The sequence below is a fragment of the Methylobacterium sp. WL119 genome, assembly GCF_008039875.1.
In the GTDB taxonomy this organism is placed as follows: Bacteria; Pseudomonadota; Alphaproteobacteria; order Rhizobiales; family Beijerinckiaceae; genus Methylobacterium.
In genome coordinates, this window is record NZ_VRUU01000062.1 from 13,065 (window position 1) to 27,578 (window position 14,514).

Consider the following 14,514-nt stretch of genomic DNA (forward strand, 5'->3'; position numbering starts at 1 on the left):
TCGAGACTTCCGCAGGGGGCGATCGGGCTTCTAACCGATTTCCCCCCGGCCGGGATCACTTGGAGACCGGGCCGAAGCGTCGCGCTTCACAGCGATCGCGCATCGCCGGGCCGCTGCCGCGGCAGGATCAGGTCCGGGCGCCGGACCAGCGCCGCCGCGCCGATCAGGACCAGCCCGGCAAGGAGGGCGACCCCCGACAGCGGCAGCACCGGCGCCAGCACGCCCGAGGCCGCCCCGCCCGCGACGGAGCCGAGGTTCATCACCGCCATGAACACCTCGAACTGCGTCGCCGCGCCGGCCCGGCCTCGGCTCGCCTGCATCAGCGCCGGCACCAGGGCGACGATCAGCAGGCCGGGCAGGACGTTGGTGAAGCCGAGGATCAGCGGGCCGGCCGATCCGGCGAAGCCGCCCGCGATCAGGCACGCGGTGGCGAAGAACGCGGCGGCACTCGCCGCGAACAGGGTGCGCAGGGCCGGCAACGGCCCGGCGCGGTCGCACCACAGGCCGATGCCGAGCGCTCCCAGGGTTCCGCCGGCGAAGGCGAGGCCGGCCTGGAGCCGCGACAGCCCGGCGGCATCCCAGCCCTGCGCCTGGACGAGATCGACCGAGAACGGCAGCTCGAACAGCGCGAGCGCCCCGTCGACCGAGAAGCACAGGGCGACGAGCCGGAGGGCGTTCGGCCGGCGCAGGCCCAGGGCCAGCCGGCGCAGGAACCGCGCGAACGGGACCTTCCGCCCGCCCCCCGCGCTCGGCCGCCGCGCCGGCGAGAGCAGGGCGTCGCCCGGCGCCTCGCGCACCAGCAGGATCGGCAGGCCGGCGAGGATGGCGGTCGCGAGCAGGCAGGCGGTGCTGAACCCGAACCCGTAGGCGGCGAGCAGCCAGCCGAACAGGCCGGCGCCGAGGCTGGTGCCGGCGACGAAGCCGGCCCGCGTGCAGGCGCTCATCCGCCCGAGCTCGCCCGGCGGGACATGGTCCATCACCATCCGGTCGCAGGCGGTGTCGAGCAGGGCGGCGAAGGTGCTGTGCACGAGGAAGACGCCCCCCAGAGCGCCGAGCGCGCGGGCGTCCGGCACCAGCAGCAGCCCGGCGAGCGCCGCGTGGCAGCCGAGGATCGCGAGCACGCTCCAGGCCCGGCGCCGCCCCATCGCGAACCCGCTCGCCCGGTCGACCAGCGGCCCCCACAGGATCGGCTGCACCGTCCAGGGCAGGCCGGCGATGGCGAAGTGGACGCCGACCTCGGCGCTCGACACGCCCTGCGCCGCGAGATGGTTGGCGAGTGCGGTCAGCGAGAACCCGGCGACCAGCCCCTGGTAGAGATAGGTGGCGAAGAACACGCCGTAGCGGGCGCCGCGATCTTGCAGGGTCGGCAGCCGCATGCCGAAGCTTGCGATCGCGACGGCGCTTCCGGCTTGCGGGCCCGCCCGCACCGGTGGATCCTCCGCGCCGCTCATTCCCGAAGGCTCCTTATTGCGCACAGATCCGCCCCGCTCGTCCGGCCTCGACCATACGATAGCGCGCGGCAAGGCACGCGCGCTTCTCCCTCCCCCCTCTGCGGGGGAGGGCGGGCCTCGCGTCAGCGAGGGTCGGGAGAGGGGAGCGACGGTGCCGTATACGGCGCTCCCCTCTCCCGACCCGCTGCGCGGGTCACCCTCCCCCGCTTCAGGGGGAGGGAAGTACGCGTTGCCGGCTTCGGCGTATGTCTTGTGAACGGAGCCTGGGTCATCACCGAACCCGGACCCAGCACGGCGATCCGGGTGTGGAGCATCGATCTCGCCCTGTCGGCGGGCCAGCTCGCGCGCTGCGACGCGTGGCTTTCGCCCGACGAGGCCGCCCGGGCGGATCGCTTCCTGCGTGTGGAGGACCGCGACCGTTTTCGCGCGAGCCACGCGGCGCTGCGCCTGATCCTCGCCCCGGCCCTCGGCTTGGGGGGCGACGCGCTCGCCTTTACGGCGGGGCCGGCCGGCAAGCCGGAGCTGGCCGGCGCGCTGGCCGGGAGCCTGCGCTTCAACCTGTCGCATTCGGGCACCCGCGCCCTCGTCGGGGTCTCGCCCACGGCCGCGATCGGCGTCGATGTCGAGGCGGTCCGCCCGATCCCGGACGTCCTGCGCATCGCCCGCGCGCACTTCGCGCCCTGGGAAGCTGAGGCGCTGGCGGCCCTGACGTCGGAGGCGCTCGGTCTCGCCTTCACCGGTCTGTGGACGCGCAAGGAGGCGGTGGTGAAGGCGTTGGGTGCCGGCCTGTCGCTGCCGCTGGACCGCTTCGCCCTGACCCTGCCGCCGGCGCCGCCGCGCCTCGTCGCGATCGACGGCGACGACCCGCAGGCCTGGAGCCTCCACCACCTCGAACCCGGATCCGGCACGGTCGGCGCCGCGGCGATCCGGGCGCCGGGCGCGGCCATCGCCCGCTGCGCCCTGCCGCCGGATTGGCCGGACCGCCCCCCGTGCTGATCGCCCGCGAAACGCACTGCGCCGCGAGATGCCGCTTGCGGCCCGCCCGGGTGCCGGCTATACCCCCGCTCGCTGGCGAAGCCGCCGGCCTTCGGAGTGTAGCGCAGTCTGGTAGCGCACCACGTTCGGGACGTGGGGGTCGCAGGTTCAAATCCTGCCACTCCGACCAAATTTCCCGAGAGTTCGCAGTCTCCTACTGCTCCCCTTCGGACCTGCCATCCGGTCGTGACCCGCTTTTCGCGCGGGCGCCCGGTCGAAACCCGGTTTTGCGCGCCGCGTCGAACCGCGCGAGGCTTCAGACGCCGAGGCGGCCGAGGCCCGGCAGCTTGAGGCCGGGACGGCGGATGTCGAGGCCGGCGACCGCGCCGAGGATGTTGACCTCGACGCCCTCGACCCAGCCGACCGTCAGCCCGAGATAGCCGCCGAGATTGATCCGGAAGCCGGTGCCCGAGGGCGTCGGGCCGGCCCAGCGGCCGTCATAGGGAAAATCCTTGCCGATCGCCGTCGCCGGCAGGCTCGCCCGCATCTCCGGGACGGAGCTCATCACCGCCGCCACGAAGGTGTTCGAGTTCGGCCCGGGCCAGAGGTGGTAGTCGCCGAGCTTCGCGTAGCGGTAGTTGGCGATGGTCTCGCGGATGCGCGGCAGCATCCGTTCCGCCTCGGCGCCGTCGGCGGCGAAGACCAGCTCCGGCGTGCTGCCGAACCAGCGCCCGTCCGGCACGAACCGGTCGACCCAGATCGGCATGCCCCAGGCGGTGTAGTCGAACCGCTTGTAGGCGCGGTCGCCGGCGCCCTTCACCACGATCCAGCTGTGGCTCGCGATGATGCCGCGCCAGCTCACCGTGCGGGCCGAGAACACCCGCACCACGGCCTCGGGGTTTTGGGCGGCCGGCCGGAGCAGCCCGGCGCTCGAGCGGTCGGCGGTGCGCCAGTCGGCGATGTCGTTCCGCAGGTAATACAGGGCCGCCGACACCGCGATCGGCGCGAGGAACACGATCACGAAGACGAGGAGAGCGATTCGGAGCAAGCGGGTCATGTCCAGGCGGGGCGGGGTGCCTCGGATCTAGGAACCTCGCCGGGCGGTTGGCAGAGCGGTGCGGCGTCATCGCGCCTCGGCCGCCCGTGCCCCGTTGCCCCTCCGTCGGTTGCCCTTCGGCCCAGGATTTTTCGCATGTGGTACCTCTACGGCGTCGTCCTGATCGCGGGCATCGCCAACGCGATCCAGCCGGGCCAGAACGCGGCCCTGGCCAAGGGCTTCTCGCAGCCGCTCACCGCCGGGCTCGTCGTCGGGATCTGCACGGCGACCACCGTTCTCGTCGTCGGGCTCGTCTCCGGCCGGCTCGCCTGGCCGTCGTCCGAAGACCTGGCCACCGTCCCGTGGTGGGGATGGTTCGGCGGCGTGTTCGGCGGCGGCATCGTCATCGCGCAGCTGCTCGTCGCCCGCCAGATCGGCGCCGGCGCCTTCCTCGGCCTGCTGGTCACGGCCGGCGTCGTCGCCTCGGTCCTGCTCGATCACTTCGGCTGGGTCGGCTTCGCGGTGCATCCGGCGACGCCGTGGCGGATCCTCGGCGGCGTCCTGATGATCGGGGGGGTCGCCCTCGTCGCCCTGTTCTGAACCGGTGCGCAGGCAGCGGGTGCAGGATCAGCCCGCGTCGTCGCGCGCCTTGCCGCCCGCAAAAGCCTCGCGAAACCCTGGCGTCGCCAGCGCGCCGAGGATGTCGCGCAGGGCCTCGGTGCGCGCCTGCCCGAAAGCCGCCTCGAAGCGCGCCTGCGCGTCCTGCCAGAGCGGGATCGTCTGCTCCAGCTTGGCCGCGCCGAGGTCGGTCAGCGCCACGCGGCGGACGCGGCGGTCGGCCGCGTCCGGGACGAGGCGAAGATAGCCGTCCCGGGCCAGCGGCTTCAGGGTGTGGCCGAGGCCGGACAGGTCCATCACCATCGCCTCGGCGAGCTGCCCCATGGTCGGGCTTCCCATCGCGCGGACGGTGACGAGGAGGCTGTGCTGGGTCGTTCGCAGGCCGCCGGGCGCCAGCACCTCGTCGTAGAGCTGCCCGATGTTTCGGGTCGCCCTGCGCAGCGCCGCGTTGCTGCACCGGCTCCGCGGGGCGATGGCGCAGCCGGTCGTCGCGTCGGTGCGGGCTCGCGTGCCCTTCGCCATCGTTCGCCTCGCGCCCCGGCCGGCTGGCCCGGCTGCCCGCAATTACCGGCATATGCATGCGTATAGCGGGATTCGACTCCGGCCGTCAGTCCCGTCGCGGGATACGGCCGGATGCCGAAGCTTCGGAGCCCGGAAGGGGTCAGCGCGGACGGCGCCCGGCGCCCCCGCCGAAGCGGCGGCCGACATAGGCGATCAGCTTCGGCACGATGAAGGCGGTGAGGAGCTTGCGGATCATGGAATCTGTCCTGTCTCTGGCGGTCAGCGCGCCGGGCGGAGCAGCCAACCGGCGACGAAGGCCACCGCGGCGAGCGCGAGGAGGGTGGTGGCGCGGTTCTCGTCGGCATAGCCGAGGGCCTGGCGGCCATAGGTCTCGCCGCGGCGGCGTGCGTCGCGCGCGTAGCGGCTGCCGTCGTCGAGGAGGCTCTCTCCGCGGCGGCGGGCTTCGCGGGCGAGGTGGGTTCCGTCCTCGATCACGTCCTCGGCCCGGTCGCGGGCGCGGCCGTAGGCGTACTGCGCGCCGCCGGCGACCTGATCGACCGCGCCGCGGACCTGGCGCCCGGCCTCGCCGGTGATGCCGCCCAGGGTGGATTGGGCGCGGCCCTTGAGGTGGCGCTTGGCGCCCCGGTATTCGTCGCGGTTCATGGTCGGCATCCGTCGGTTCGGGTGGAAAGGTGCGGGACGGCATCGGCCGCCGTCCCGCATCGTCGGATCGGCAAGGCGCGCGTCCCTCGGGACGCGGGCTTCGCTCAGAACTTGCTCTTCACCTTGTCGGCCAGGTTCTGGGCGCCGTCCTTGGCGTCGCCGACGGTCTTCTGGGCTTCGCCCTTCAGCTCCTGCGCCTTGCCCTCGGCGACGAGCTTGTCGTTGCCGGTGACGTTGCCGACGCCCTGCTTGACGTTGCCGACGGCCTCGTTGGCCAGGCCCTTGATCTTGTCGGTGGTGCTGCTCATCGAAAACGCTCCTTGTGCGATGTCATGGGAACCGGCCGATCCGACCGGCGGGAGGTCGGCCCCGGCGTGCCGGGGCCGGAGGGGTCAGGCGCGACGGGTGGTGCCGTAGGCCAGCGCCGGGTTGACGGCGCCGAAGCGGCCGCCGAGGAAGCCGGCGAGCGCGCCGAGGATCAGCGCGAGGGCGCCGTAGAACGCGCCCTGCGTGGCCGCGCTGCGGGCGGCCTCGGCCGCGACCTTGGCCTTCTGCTTGGCGTCGGCGACGGCGGCGTCGTACTGCTTCTCGTAGTCCTGGATCTGCGTCTTGGCCTGGTCGGTCGGGATGCCCTGGGCCTTGGCCAGCGCGTCGGCGGCGCGGTTCTCGGCCTGGGCCTTCTGGGCCGGATCGCCCGAGAGCAGGGCGCGGACCGCCGAGGCGGCGGCATCGCGCAGGGCCTGCGGGTCCTGGCCGGCCGCCTGCTGGCGCACCGTGTTCTCGATCCCGTCGAGCGGGTTCGAGATCTTGGACAGCGAGGGCGCCGCGGCCTGGGCGGCCGTCTGCACGGTGCCGCCGACGAGCGAGCCGGCGCCGCCGAGGGTGCTGGTCACCGCGCCGAACGCGCCGCCGACGAGGCCGCCGACGGCGGAGCTGAGCAGGTACAGCACGACGAGGGTGCTCACCGCCCAGGAGACGAGGCCGTGATAGCCGGCGGTGGCGGCGACGGGCTTGCCCGAGAGGCGACCGGCGAGGAAGCCGCCGACGAGGGCCGCGACGATGCCGGACACGACGAACCAGACGCCGGCGCCCATCGACAGGGTCGAGGCGGCGGGGTTGTCACCGGCGGGATAGCCGACGCTGGACAGGCCGACGCCGACGCCGACCATGTTCAGGATGACCTGCACCACCAGCGCCAGGACGGCGCCGGCGAAGATCGCGCCCCAGGACGCCTGGTGCAGGTGGACGGTGGAGGCTGCGCTCGCCGCGACGGGGGCGGCGGAAATGTTGGACGATGTGGCCACGGTATGCTCCGAAAGACTTGACGCGACGACGAGGGCTGTCAGCGGCGGGAATGGATGAGGAGGGCGAGGCCGTAGCCGACGGCTCCGGCGATCATCAGGGCGACGAGGGGGCTTTCCTCGACCTGGTGGCTGACGGCGCGACGGCCCTGGCGGAGGTAGTGGCCGCTGTTCTCGTAGGCGTCCTCGGCGTAGTCCGAGGCCTCGCCGGCGACGTGCCGGACGGCGTCCTTGGCCTGGCCGTAGAGGTTCTCGGCCGACCCCTGGGCTTCGCGGAAGCGGCCCTCGACCGAGTCGTTCCGCGATCCGACGAGATCGCCGACGGCGCCCTGTGCCTTGCCCGCAAATTCTTTCGCTGCGCCCGTGACGCGATCCGTATCGACCATGATGCTCGTCCTGTTGCTTCGAGGTGTGGGAGACGTGTGCGGCGTGTCGCCCGGGCTACGGCATGCGCGTGGACCCGGACGTCGCGTCGGACTTCGAAAAAACTCTTGTTCGCTTCGATCTCGGCCGCGGCGCGCAGGTCGCCGGCGGCTGCCCGATCGAGCTGAGGGCGCGATCCGCACAGATCGCTTGCGGTTCGATGCGGCGGGTTGCTGCCCCTGTTCTTGTTGGTCTTGCCTTTATCCTTCGGAGATGGTGACACCCATCGAACAGGCAATGGTATAAAACTACTGGTATTCTGATTTATTCATGTCGGGATCGTCGCCGGCAGGCCGTGCTCGCGCGCCCACACGATCACCTCCGAGCGCTTGTGCAGGCCGAGCTTGCGGTAGAGCGCGGCGGTGTGGTTGCGGACGGTGTTGCGCGACAGGTTCAGCCGCTTGGCGATGGCATCGTCGCTCAGCCCGGCGCAGACCAGACCGAGCATCTGGCGCTCGCGCACCGTGAGGCTGAGGGTCGGATCCTCGGCGCTCGCCTCGCCCGGGTGGCGCAGGCTCGCGAGCTTCTCGATCAGGCCGCGGCTGAACCAGGAGGTGTCGGCCATCACCGCCTCGATCGCGACGAACAGGTCGCGCTCGGAGCGCTTGCGCTCGGTGATGTCCTGCAGCACCGCCAGCACGAACGCCTCGTCGTTGATGGTGACGCGCTCGGCGGAGACGAGGCAATCGAGGTCTCCGGCCTCCTGGGCGTGCAGGCAGGTCTCCAGCCCGAGGACGGAGCCGGTGCGGATCACCGCGGATTCGAAGCGCTGACGGGCCGCATCCTTGGTCCAGAGACCGATCTCCTCCGGCGTGCGGCCGACGACCTTGTCCTGGCCGTAGCCGAACACCCGGGTGAAGGCCTCGTTGATGCCGGTGACCGCGAAGCCGTCGGCCCGGCACAGCATGGTCGGCACGGGCGTGAGCTGGAACGCCTTGGCGAAGCGCTCCTCGCTCTGGCGCAGCGCCGTCTCGGCCTTCTTGCGCAGCTCGAGGTCGGCGAAGGTGAACAGCATGCACGGCTCGTCGCCCAGCTCCATCGGCTGGCCGGCGACGATCACGAACCGCGTGCCGCCGTCCGGCAGCCCGAGGCAGGCCTCCATCTGCGGGACCGTGGTGCCGGCGTTGAGGCGGGCGATCGCGAGGTCGCGGCTGCGCGCGCCGGCGAGCACGTCGACCTCGTAGACGCTGCGGCCGATCACGGCGTCGCGGGTGTACCCGGTCATCTCGAGGAAGCCGGTGTTGACCTTGACGTGGCGCAGGTCGGACAGGCGGGTGATCACCGCCGGGGCCGGGTTGGCGTTAAAGGTCTTCTCGAACCGCTCCTCCGCCTCGAATTGCGGGGTCACGTTCTGGAGGATCAGCGCGAGGCAGCTCGGCGTCCCGGACGTGTCGGTCGCGACGATGCTGCGGAGCGAATGGACGAAGTCGACGTCCGGCCGGTCGGTGCGGCGCACGTCGACGATGACGTCGTGGAAGGTCTCGCCGCGCACCACCCGCTCGATCGGGTACTGGTCCGGCGGGCGGTTGTTGCGGTAGCGCAGGGAGAACCGGGCCCGGTACTCGTCCACCGTCGCGCCGAGCTCGGCGAGGCTCTCGGCCCCGTGCATGGCGAGCGCGGCCTCGTTCGCCCAGACGATGCGCTGATCGGGCTCGACGAGGATCACCCCTTCGGTCAGGCCGGCGATGATCTGCCGGAGTTCCGATCTGTCGACGCCTGCGGTCACGGGTGGGGCACGTCCTACCAAGGGATCGACCCAGGGTTGGACGATCCCGGCAGCAACAGTTGCGAATGCAACTGGTTCCCGGCCTCGGTTGTTTTCACTGGTACGATCGTCACGCCGCCTTAGTGACCCGGCCTGGTGCAGGGCCCCCGCGATCGATCCAACGCGTCGGCAACGTCCGTCGCGGACCGGCCGATCGTCCCGCGATCGGCCGCGTCGCATCAGGTGGAATGCGTGGCGTCCCCGGCAGGGCTCGAACCTGCGACCCCAGGTTTCATACCACTTCGGCTTTCGCCGCCGCGGGCGGGTGCCCGCGTTCGTGGCCTGGACTATCCCTTCGCCCTAGGCGCCCGAAGGCGCCCTTAGGTGCCGCCCGTCTAGTCTCTACACCTTCCCGCGCATGGCACTGCGCGGGCTTGGCTCGGGATCGGCAGGATTCCGGCGACCTGGATCGCCGGGACCGGAAGCGTTCCCCGAATTTGAGCGGATCCGCCGCGCGGTTTCCCGATGCGGCGCCCAATTTGCGTTTAGGAAACCTGTGCTCTGTCCAGCTGAGCTACGGAGACGTACCGGAGGTTTGTACCATCGTCGCCGTGCGAGTCCACTGGGCAACCGCGGCTTCGCCGGTGTGGCCGGATCGCCCTGTGCGGATCGCGTCGATCCGGGGCATGCTGCAGCGGACGTCGGAGCGGGAGTCGTGGCGATGGGATGGACGGGGCGGATGCTCGCGGTCGCGGCCTGCGCGCTCGCCGCCTCGGCCGCCCGCGTCGCGGCGGCGCCGCGATCCGGCACGGCCGAGTGCCTTTCCGGGGACGGACGGACGGAGACCCTGTCCGCGGTCGAGCCCCGCGGCGAGCTCGCGCTGGCCTCCGGCGCCCGCGCGGTGCTCGGATCGGTGCGCTGGCCCGACGACCCGGAGATCGCCAAGGCCGCGACCGAGAGGTTGCTGGCTTTGCGCGGCCGCCCGCTGACCGTCGTCGCCCGCGGCGAGGCCGACCGCTGGGGCCGCCTGCGCATCGACGCCCTGTCGGAGGCGGATGGACCGGTCGCCCTCGCGGGGGACCTCGTCGGTGCCGGTCTCGCCCAGGTCGATGCCGGCGAGGGCGACGCCCTGTGCCGCCCGGGGCTGCTCGCCGTCGAGGAGGCCGCGCGCACGGCCGGACTCGGGCTCTGGCACCAGCCGTCGCTCGAGGCCTCGGACGGTCCTGGCCTGCGCGCGGCGGCGGGGCGGTTCGTCGTGGTCCAGGGCACGATCCGCCATGTCGGCGAGCGCCCGAGCCGGACCTATCTCGACTTCGCGGCCCGGGGGGAGGACGGGCTCACGGTCACCGTGTCGAAACGCACTTGGCGCAGGATGCGCGAACATGGTTTGAGTGCGGACAGGCTCAGGAACGCGCGGGTGCGGGTGCGCGGGGTGGTCGAGATCCGTCGCGGGCCGACCCTCGACATCGCGGTGCCGGAGACGATCGAAGTGCTGGAGGCGCCCACGGCGATCGCCGGCGCGAGCACGGATGGGGAGCGGGCGCTGCGGCGCTGAACGGCATGATGGGCGGCACGACGCGGAGCGGAACGGGAATTGGGCAGGGCGGCCGCGCGCAGGCGCGTCGCGCGCCGGCGCTCGCCCTGCTGCTCGCGCTCACGGCCTGCGCCGGCGAGCAGACCGGGGCGGTGCTGGTTCCGGCCGTCGTCTCCGTGCCGCCGGAGGCGCCGCGCACCACCGGCCGTCCCGCCAACGTCACGGATGCCGACCACGCCAAGCTCGTCGCCTCCTTCGGCGGGGAATACCGGTCGCCGGCCACCCTGCGCCTGCTCACCGAGGTGACCGACCGGCTGGTCAGGGCGAGCGACCGGCCCGACCAAACCTACGCGGTGACGCTGCTCGATTCGCCCGTGGTCAACGCCTTCGCCCTGCCGAGCGGCCGCCTCTACGTCACCCGCGGCCTCGTCGCGCTGGCGAGCGACACCTCGGAGATCGCGGCCGTGCTCGCCCACGAGATCGCGCACGTCACGCTGAGCCACGCCACCGCCCGGACCGAGCTCGAGCTGCGCTCGCAGCTCGTCAGCCGCGTGGTCGCCGACGTGCTGAACGATCCGGCCACCGGCGCCCAGCTCCAGAGTCAGTCGCGCTTCGCGCTCGCGCGCTTCTCCCGCGAGCAGGAGCTCGAAGCCGATGCGGCCGGCGTGCGCACCCTGGCGAAGGCCGGCTACGACCCCTACGGCGCCGGCCGCTTCCTCACCGCGCTGAACCGGACCCTGGCGCTGAAGGCCGGCGGCGGCACCGCGGCCGAGCCGGACATGCTCGCGACTCATCCGGGCACGGCCGAGCGCATCGGGCTCGTCACTCGTGCCGCGCGGCGCACCGGGGCCCCGGGCGTCGGCACCGACGACCGCGCAGCCTACCTCGCGGCGATCGACGGGCTGGCCTACGGCGACAACCCCGGCGAGGGCGCGGTGCGCGGGCACCGCTTCGTGCATCCGAGCCTCGGCATCGCCTTCGAGGTGCCGGAGGGCTTCTCGATCGAGAACACCCGCAACGCGGTGCTGGGCACCACCAACGAGGGCAGCCGGCGCCTGCTGTTCGACCAGGTCGAGGCCAAGGACGGCCAGACCCTCGACGCGATCCTCAAGGCGACGTGGAACGACGCGATCGACCCGGCCTCGATCGAGGTCCAGCCGATCGCCGACCATCCGGCGGCGACCGCCCTGTCCCGCGGCAAGGACTGGACCTTCCGGCTCGCCGCGATCCGCGTCGGCGACGCCACCTTCCGCCTGATCATGGCGGCCAAGGGCGCGACCGACCCCGACCCGGCCTTCCGCCGCTGGATCGCGAGCCTGGCCTCGGTCTCGCCGGCCGAGACCGCCTCGCTCAAGCCGCTGCGCCTGCAGATCGTCGTCGCCGCCTCGTCGAACGCCGAGGACCTCGCCCGGCGGATGGCGGTGCCGGACCGCGCGCTGGATCGGTTCCTGGTGCTCAACGGTCTGGAGCGCGGCGTGCCGCTGAAGACGGGGCAGAGCTACAAGGTGGTGGTGGAGTAAGCGGGCCCACCGCCCTCCGGCGCGCGCCGGCCTTGCCACCGGTGCCGCGTTCGCGCGATGCCCGACCCGGCCGACACGCAGGATGCGCACCCGATGATCCGCTTCTACTATAACCTCGCGCCGAACCCGATGAAGGTGGCGTTGTGCCTCGAGGAGACCGGGCTCGCCTACGAGCCGATCCCGGTGGACACGCGCAGGGGCGAGCAGTTCGCCGAGACCTATGCCGCGATCAACCCGAACGCCAAGGTGCCGGCGATCGTCGACGGCGACGCCACGGTGTTCGATTCGAACGCGATCCTCCTGCATCTGGCCGAGAAGGCCGGGGCCTTCCTGCCCCACGGCGAGGCGGCCCGCGGCCAGATGCTGTCCTGGCTGATGTTCGTGGCCACCGGGATCGGGCCGTTCTCCGGCCAGTGCGTGCATTTCCGCCACTTCGCGCCGGAGGCCGAGCGGACGGGATACGCCGCCGAGCGCTACGTGTTCGAGGCGCGGCGCCACTGGGGCGTGCTCGACGCCCACCTCGCCGGCCGCAGCTTCGTGCTTGCCGAGTACGGCATCGTCGACATGGCGGTCTGGGGCTGGGCGCGGATGCTGCCCTTCATGCTCGGCGAGGACGCGATCCTCGAATTCCCGAACGTGAAGCGGCTGCTCGACACGGTGAGCGCCCGCCCGGCGGCGCAGCGGGCGGAAAGCCTCAAGGGCCGGCACGCGTTCAAGGCCGAGGTGGACGACGACGCCCGGCGCTTCCTGTTCCGGTCGATGAAGGTCGGCTGAGTTCAGGCGGCGATCGAAACGCCGACCTCCACTTTCCCTCCCCCCCCTGCGGGGGAGGGTGGGCCTCGCGTCAGCGAAGGTCGGGAGAGGGGAGCGACGTCTCCGGAACTGTCGCTCCCCTGTGCCGACCCGCTGCGCGGGCCACCCTCCCCCGCAGAGGGGGGAGGGCAGGGGGACGTCTGCCTCAGGCCGCGGCGAGCGCGCCCATCGACATCGATTCCTTCTTCATCAGCTCGCGATAGAACCCGTCGAGATGGGTCAGCTTGTCCGGCGAGCCGTCCTGAATGATGCGGCCGCCCTCCAGGACCACGATCCGGTCGAAGTCCTTGAGGGTCGAGAGCCGGTGGGCGATGGCGATGACCGTGCGGCCCTTCATCAGGTTGGCGAGCGCGTGGCGGATCGCCTCCTCCGACTCGGCGTCCAGCGCCGAGGTCGCCTCGTCGAGGAGCAGGATCGGCGAATCCTTGAGGATCGCGCGGGCGATGGCGATGCGCTGGCGCTGGCCGCCCGAGAGCTTGACCCCGCGGTCGCCGACGATGGTGTCGAATCCTTCCGGCAGGGCGTTGATGAAGTCGGTGCAGTGCGCCGCGTCGGCCGCCTTCCACACGTCCTCGTCGGAGGCCTCCGGCCGGCCGTAGCGGATGTTCTCGCGCAGGGTGCGGTGGAACATCGACACGTCCTGCGGCACGACCGTGATCGCCTCGCGCAGGGATTCCTGCGTCACCCGGTCGATGTCCTGACCGTTGATCAGGATCTTGCCGCCCTTGGACTCGTAGAAGCGCTGGATCAGCGAGAACAGGGTCGACTTGCCGCCGCCCGACTTGCCGACGAGGCCGACGCGCTGGCCGGGCTCGAGCACAAGGTCGAAGTCGGTGAAGACCGAGCGCCCGTCCGGGTAGGCGAAGGCGACGTGCTGGAACTCGATGCGCGCGCCGGTGCCCGAGAGCGGCACCGCCTCGGGGTGGTCGATCAGGTCGTGCGGCTGCAGCAGGGTGTGCAGCGCCTCCGAGAGGCGGGCGGTGTGCTGGGTCGCGTCGACGAGCGCCACGGCGAGGTCGCGGGTGGCGGCGAGGATGCGGATGCCCAGCGTGCAGACCAGCACCACCTGGCCGTTGGTCGCCTGCCCCGCCTCCCACATGGTGATCGCCCAGTAGAGTAGGCCGAGCACCGCGAGCACGGTGAGGATCGCGTGCACGATGCGGAGCTTCTCGAGGTAGAGCAGCGAGGAGCGCCGCGCGCGCATCTCCTGGGCGATCGTGCCCTCGAAGCGCACGCCTTCGCGCTTGAACGCCGAGAAGGCGCGCACCAACGGCATGTTGCCGACGAGGTCCACCATCTCGCCGTCGACGCTCGCGGCCTTCGAGGCGAAGTCGTGGTGCAGCGGCTTGCCGGCCGCCGCCATCTTGAACATCAGCACCACCACGGCGGCGAAGATGCCGGCCAGCACCAAGGCCATCGTGACGTTGACGCTGCCGATGTAGAGGATCGAGCCGAAGGCCGCGACGCAGGGCGGCATCACGTTGAACACGAACATGTTCTCGACCGTGAAGATCGCGTTCGAGGTCGCGGTGATGCGCGAGGCCAGCGTGCCCGGCTGCCGGTCGGCGAAGAAGCTCGGGGAGTGCCCGGTCATGTGCCGGAACAGGTCGCGGCGGATGTCGCCGGTGACGCCGACGAAGGTGAAGGAGCCGACGAGCGAGGCCACGCGCCAGAGCATGTTGTCGGCGGCGATGAAGGCGATGAGGACCGCGAGCGCCCCCCAAACGAGGTTCGCCTGCGGCCCCTTGCTCAGCGCGTCGACCACGCCCTTCAGCGCGTAGTCGGTCGAGACCGAGAAGCCGACGGCGCCGAGCACCGCGATCAGGATCACCGCATGCGGCAACGCCCGGCGCCGCAGGTAGCGGCCCACGAAGGCGAAGGGCCGGTCGGCGTATTGGCAGAGGTCTTCCATCGCGATGAGCATCTCGATTTCAGGCGACGCGGAGGGCCGGCGGAAGGGGGAGGGGCGAAGGG

Annotated in this window: 14 protein-coding genes and 1 tRNA gene; 6 read left to right on the plus strand and 9 right to left on the minus strand. The window is 72.0% G+C overall.

What is annotated here, in order from left to right; all coding sequences use genetic code 11:
* Positions 1-86: 86 nt before the first annotated feature.
* Positions 87-1,451 (minus strand): MFS transporter, encoded by a 1,365-nt coding sequence (locus FV227_RS19485; RefSeq protein ID WP_246686550.1) that lies wholly within the window; start codon positions 1,449-1,451, stop codon positions 87-89.
* A gap of 303 nt (positions 1,452-1,754) precedes the next feature.
* On the opposite strand from FV227_RS19485, the gene FV227_RS19495 reads away from it, so the two are divergent.
* Positions 1,755-2,447: a 4'-phosphopantetheinyl transferase superfamily protein gene (locus FV227_RS19495; RefSeq protein ID WP_246686549.1), complete on the plus strand. Its 693-nt coding sequence runs from the start codon at positions 1,755-1,757 to the stop codon at positions 2,445-2,447.
* Positions 2,448-2,539: 92 nt separating this feature from the next.
* Positions 2,540-2,616, plus strand: a tRNA-Pro gene (locus tag FV227_RS19500).
* A 126-nt stretch (positions 2,617-2,742) separates the two neighbouring features.
* Here FV227_RS19500 and FV227_RS19505 read toward each other — a convergent pair.
* A complete protein-coding gene (locus FV227_RS19505) occupies positions 2,743-3,483 on the minus strand; it encodes a DUF3750 domain-containing protein (protein ID WP_147727112.1) in 741 nt (246 codons plus the stop codon).
* 135 nt (positions 3,484-3,618) lie between these two features.
* Here FV227_RS19505 and FV227_RS19510 point away from each other — a divergent pair, with 135 nt between their 5' ends.
* On the plus strand, positions 3,619-4,062 hold the full coding sequence (locus tag FV227_RS19510) for a DMT family transporter (protein WP_147727113.1): 444 nt from the start codon (positions 3,619-3,621) through the stop codon (positions 4,060-4,062).
* Between the two features lie 27 nt (positions 4,063-4,089).
* Here the strand turns inward: FV227_RS19510 and FV227_RS19515 are convergent, their stop codons facing one another.
* From FV227_RS19515 to FV227_RS19540, 6 genes are all read right to left on the minus strand, one after another.
* Positions 4,090-4,602, minus strand: a complete 513-nt coding sequence (locus tag FV227_RS19515; RefSeq protein ID WP_147859721.1) for a MarR family winged helix-turn-helix transcriptional regulator — start codon at positions 4,600-4,602, stop codon at positions 4,090-4,092.
* A gap of 258 nt (positions 4,603-4,860) precedes the next feature.
* Positions 4,861-5,244 carry a CsbD family protein gene (locus FV227_RS19520; RefSeq protein WP_147727115.1) on the minus strand — a complete coding sequence of 128 codons (384 nt, stop codon included), beginning with the start codon at positions 5,242-5,244 and terminating at the stop codon, positions 4,861-4,863.
* 104 nt (positions 5,245-5,348) lie between these two features.
* Positions 5,349-5,552, minus strand: coding sequence for a CsbD family protein (locus tag FV227_RS19525; protein ID WP_147727116.1), 204 nt, complete (start codon positions 5,550-5,552; stop codon positions 5,349-5,351).
* Positions 5,553-5,636: 84 nt separating this feature from the next.
* Positions 5,637-6,548, minus strand: coding sequence for a PhnA-like protein (locus FV227_RS19530; RefSeq protein ID WP_147859722.1), 912 nt, complete (start codon positions 6,546-6,548; stop codon positions 5,637-5,639).
* 38 nt (positions 6,549-6,586) lie between these two features.
* A complete protein-coding gene (locus FV227_RS19535) occupies positions 6,587-6,931 on the minus strand; it encodes a CsbD family protein (RefSeq protein WP_147726487.1) in 345 nt (114 codons plus the stop codon).
* Positions 6,932-7,236: 305 nt separating this feature from the next.
* Positions 7,237-8,694 (minus strand): PAS domain S-box protein, encoded by a 1,458-nt coding sequence (locus tag FV227_RS19540; protein ID WP_147726489.1) that lies wholly within the window; start codon positions 8,692-8,694, stop codon positions 7,237-7,239.
* A 700-nt stretch (positions 8,695-9,394) separates the two neighbouring features.
* On the opposite strand from FV227_RS19540, the gene FV227_RS19545 reads away from it, so the two are divergent.
* From FV227_RS19545 to FV227_RS19555, 3 genes are all read left to right on the plus strand, one after another.
* Entirely contained in the window at positions 9,395-10,228 is an 834-nt protein-coding gene (locus FV227_RS19545) for a pentapeptide repeat-containing protein (protein WP_246686548.1), read from the plus strand.
* Positions 10,229-10,236: 8 nt separating this feature from the next.
* Positions 10,237-11,727, plus strand: a complete 1,491-nt coding sequence (locus FV227_RS19550) for a M48 family metalloprotease (protein ID WP_147859726.1) — start codon at positions 10,237-10,239, stop codon at positions 11,725-11,727.
* Between the two features lie 93 nt (positions 11,728-11,820).
* Positions 11,821-12,501: a glutathione S-transferase N-terminal domain-containing protein gene (locus FV227_RS19555; protein ID WP_147728876.1), complete on the plus strand. Its 681-nt coding sequence runs from the start codon at positions 11,821-11,823 to the stop codon at positions 12,499-12,501.
* A 184-nt stretch (positions 12,502-12,685) separates the two neighbouring features.
* On the opposite strand, the gene FV227_RS19565 is transcribed toward FV227_RS19555, so the two are convergent.
* Positions 12,686-14,452 carry an ABC transporter ATP-binding protein gene (locus FV227_RS19565; protein WP_147728875.1) on the minus strand — a complete coding sequence of 589 codons (1,767 nt, stop codon included), beginning with the start codon at positions 14,450-14,452 and terminating at the stop codon, positions 12,686-12,688.
* Positions 14,453-14,514 lie beyond the last annotated feature (62 nt).

Excerpts from the sequence above, each read along its gene's own strand:
- FV227_RS19485 (WP_246686550.1), bottom strand. The coding sequence starts at position 1,451 with ATGAGCGGCGCGGAGGATCCACCGGTGCGGGCGGGCCCGCAAGCCGGA.
- FV227_RS19505 (WP_147727112.1), bottom strand. The coding sequence starts at position 3,483 with ATGACCCGCTTGCTCCGAATCGCTCTCCTCGTCTTCGTGATCGTGTTC.
- FV227_RS19510 (WP_147727113.1), top strand. The coding sequence starts at position 3,619 with ATGTGGTACCTCTACGGCGTCGTCCTGATCGCGGGCATCGCCAACGCG.
- FV227_RS19515 (WP_147859721.1), bottom strand. The coding sequence starts at position 4,602 with ATGGCGAAGGGCACGCGAGCCCGCACCGACGCGACGACCGGCTGCGCC.
- FV227_RS19520 (WP_147727115.1), bottom strand. The coding sequence starts at position 5,244 with ATGAACCGCGACGAATACCGGGGCGCCAAGCGCCACCTCAAGGGCCGC.
- FV227_RS19525 (WP_147727116.1), bottom strand. The coding sequence starts at position 5,552 with ATGAGCAGCACCACCGACAAGATCAAGGGCCTGGCCAACGAGGCCGTC.
- FV227_RS19535 (WP_147726487.1), bottom strand. The coding sequence starts at position 6,931 with ATGGTCGATACGGATCGCGTCACGGGCGCAGCGAAAGAATTTGCGGGC.
- FV227_RS19545 (WP_246686548.1), top strand. The coding sequence starts at position 9,395 with ATGGGATGGACGGGGCGGATGCTCGCGGTCGCGGCCTGCGCGCTCGCC.
- FV227_RS19550 (WP_147859726.1), top strand. The coding sequence starts at position 10,237 with ATGGGCGGCACGACGCGGAGCGGAACGGGAATTGGGCAGGGCGGCCGC.
- FV227_RS19555 (WP_147728876.1), top strand. The coding sequence starts at position 11,821 with ATGATCCGCTTCTACTATAACCTCGCGCCGAACCCGATGAAGGTGGCG.
- FV227_RS19565 (WP_147728875.1), bottom strand. The coding sequence starts at position 14,452 with ATGGAAGACCTCTGCCAATACGCCGACCGGCCCTTCGCCTTCGTGGGC.